This window comes from Endozoicomonas sp. ONNA2 (assembly GCF_024606365.1).
Classification (GTDB): domain Bacteria; phylum Pseudomonadota; class Gammaproteobacteria; order Pseudomonadales; family Endozoicomonadaceae; genus Endozoicomonas.
This window is the reverse complement of sequence record NZ_JAHHPO010000701.1, coordinates 1-3,323: the sequence shown is the minus strand read 5'-3', so window position 1 is coordinate 3,323 and position 3,323 is coordinate 1. Positions and strand designations below refer to the sequence as shown.

1 protein-coding gene is annotated in these 3,323 nt (G+C 47.6%); it reads right to left on the bottom strand.

The features are described from left to right. Positions 1–216: 216 nt before the first annotated feature. On the bottom strand, positions 217–3,323 hold a 3,107-nt coding region (locus KDK14_RS12430), incomplete at its 5' end, for a DUF4116 domain-containing protein (protein WP_257265450.1).

Here is a 3,323-nt window from a genome sequence, read left to right as displayed (position 1 = left end):
GCACGACCGGCTTCCGAAGGTTTCAACGTCTTCTGAAGTTACGGATTCAGGTCAACAGCTAATGATAAACAAGACTGCTCACCCGACACAGGAAAGCTTATTGGATGAACAGGTTATGTATTTTGACAGGTTAAAGGGCAAATCGTTCTGTTGATGAAGAAAATTCCCAAATGCCCATGGCGCGTGAAAATATTTTGCGCCACCCTCAGGGATGAGCTATAAATTGAGCAGCCGTCTTATTTCAGGGGGGAGTGGGACAGGCTTTATTTCCTGGTTTATCCTGATCACTCGACAAACGTCGGAATTTATTTCAATTGCTGAAATGATAAAATTTGTATCTTGCTCAAGTTCGTCAGCAATAAAATTAAAGGCATCAGCATCCTTTTTAATTAATGCCAACATATACTCACGATCCTTCAATACCGATTTATTGACACTTCTCAATATTCTAATATTGACAGCCATTAAGTTTTCAATAATTCTTTTATCATTTCTGACTTTTTCACCGGCATAAAGCATAGCTGCTGAACGAATTTTGATAGCACCCCTGATAAACTCTTCATTATCTCGAAGTTCCTGACTGGCGTATTTCAAAGATAGGTAATCTGCATTGATTGCGGTCATGACGACATCTTCATCGCGCTTCAGTTTTTCACTCACATAACTCAGGTGACATGGATATAATTCAACGGCTGATAATACAAGGTCTTTATCATTTCGAACCCGTTGGCTGGCATATTTCAGTGTATTCTTGAGCAAGAGATTCCTGACCTTTTCTTTATGATCCCCAAGCGACTGAACCGGTGAGAAATGAAACTTCAGACTGTAATCATGGGGTCGCTCGATAATAAAGTAATGATCTTCCCACTGGGGATAAAAAAATTCAACAAATTGCATAGCCTTGGCGGGATATAACAATAACAAATGATGCAGCAGCTCCCTGCGGATGTCCCGGGCGACCTCATCACTCATTAACACTTCCCAAAGATTGTCATCCGATTTAACGAGCCGTAGAGCATGATCAATAAACTGTTGTTGATGATTGCCTAAAAACTGGTAGCAACTGGCATTAATCCCCTTTCGTACGCTATCAACCATTAAGAAAAGACAATGCTGAAAGGCAAATCTATTGGCTTCTGCATCCCTATCAAGGCGTTGTGCAAGCGAGTTGAAGTTCCACTGATTTTCTTTAAAAATGCGTTTCGAACTTAAAAATATATCCAGACCATTTAATGGATATAACGCCGCTACCAGTTTTACAAAAGCATGCTGCATAATTGGACGTGACCCCATCCGGGGGCATTCGACGATCATTTCACCTGCAACGGCGTTGAAACTTATCTTCATGTTATCAGCTTCTTCAACCAGTTCGATCGCTTTGAGTAACTGCACTAAAAACCACATACGTTGCAACTTGCAGGGATTATCGCTGCCATCGGTGCTAAAAAATGTGTCAGAAAGTTTCAACCGCAAGGTACGCTCCTTCCCACCGTCTGCGTGTTCAAGTAGCTCGATAAGGCCCACATGATGTCCTAAATTCAGGCTAACAATCATGGCATCATCCATACTGATGACAATGGCTGATTTATCTAATTCCCGGAGGGCTGCCTTGCAGGATGCATTCAGTAGCGGTGCGGTTTCGTCCGGAGTCGTGCAATCAACATAGGTTATACGCCCTTCTTCAGAAGAAAGCCTGGCCTGACCCGAATCCAGAGTGACCGGAGCCAATGCCTTTACGAAGCGCTTATGCAGGGCAAAAATCAGTTCATGAACACTTTGGACCTTCTCAGCCGCATAAGGTCGGAGTGTTTGAAGAGAAGATTTTAACTGGCCACAGTCAGCCGTCCACTGACGAAAGGTTCCCGGGAATAGTCGACCTTCTTCAGCGGCTTGCATTGGCAGAATGATACTCTTCAGCCCTGATCGGATGGTCTGTTGCAACGTCTCGAACCGGTTGCCCAGTTGCTGTGCATCCTGCAATAACCGGACCGCTGATGAACCTCCCTCACCCGCCAGCCGCAAAAAGGCCCGGTAACCCTCCAACAGGGCTTCAGCCCCATAAACCAGCCGATTTATGCTGCCTGCAGTCTCTGCCAGTATCCTGGATCGTTGTGGCGACATGCTCAGTTTTACCGGGTTTGCCAGACAATCCAGTCCGCCGCCGGAGGCAAAAAATCCCAACAGGCGGGCATTTTGATCTGTGAGCCATTTGAAACCGCTGGCAACCTGAAGGAATGCGCCTTCAGGAAAGGACAAATCATCCCGTGAGGGGGTAGCTTTTGCTTGTGGTACATCAGTAATTGCAGAGGCCAGGTTTCTGTGACTGGCGAGTTTTCCGCTAATGTCACCGGTTACAATGAAGGCTCCGGGCTCATCGCAAAAGCGAGCGCAGGCCAGTGTCGCCTGTTGACCAGCCTGAGCGGCCACTGTCTTATATTGTTCACCGGCTAGCATTAAGGTTATTCCTGCCTGTCTCATGATGATCGCTACATGATCATTGGAGCCTCCCCTGGCAATGACAAAACCACCAACCCGCTTCAGGAACTCAGGGTCAAGCATCCAATTTTCAGCATGCGGTGCCACGACAATGGCTCCATCTGGCATGGAGTCTGCGTTTCGTTCCTCGGCCAGCCAGATTGTTCCGGTACAGTAGCCTTCGCTGACGCTCTCGCCAGAGGCAATGGCCCCTGTGGGTATGGGCATGGCGAAATCCATGTCGCCAGAGAGTCGGGTGACAGGACGCACCTGCACCGGATACGGGTGACCCTCATGATCAATGGCAAACTCCACATCCACTGGGCAGAGCAACAGGTTTTCCAGCGCTGTCACCATCGGCATGAGGTTTGAAATCATGTCATCAATGAGTTGTTTCATGTCGTTTGCCCGGGCATCGACATCATCAATTCTTGTTTCCGAATAACCGTTTTTGTTTTTGACCAGGATGAAGTGACTTGAGATCGTGCCGGGAAAGTATTGATAACTCTCAGCTCCATCCTTGCGGGAAATATCAATGCGGTGGGGCGTGTTACCGGACTGCCCTGCCACAACAGCTCTGGGTTGACCGCGTGTGAACTCAAACCTGACGGTATTATCCTGAAAGGATTGAAAGCTCGTGGCGACCCCGCCGCACAGGCAGTCAATGCAGTGTTGGATAATCAGTGCCATGGATGGTGGTATGCCATCAAGGCAGAGTTCAGGCCGGTAACCTGAGGCCATGACCTTAAGACAGGTTCGCACAATATCCTCTTCTCCCTGAACTAACGAGAGGTATTTGCCCGCCTGGGCATCGCCGTAGTTATCTTCATTGATGCCGGAACTGCGGA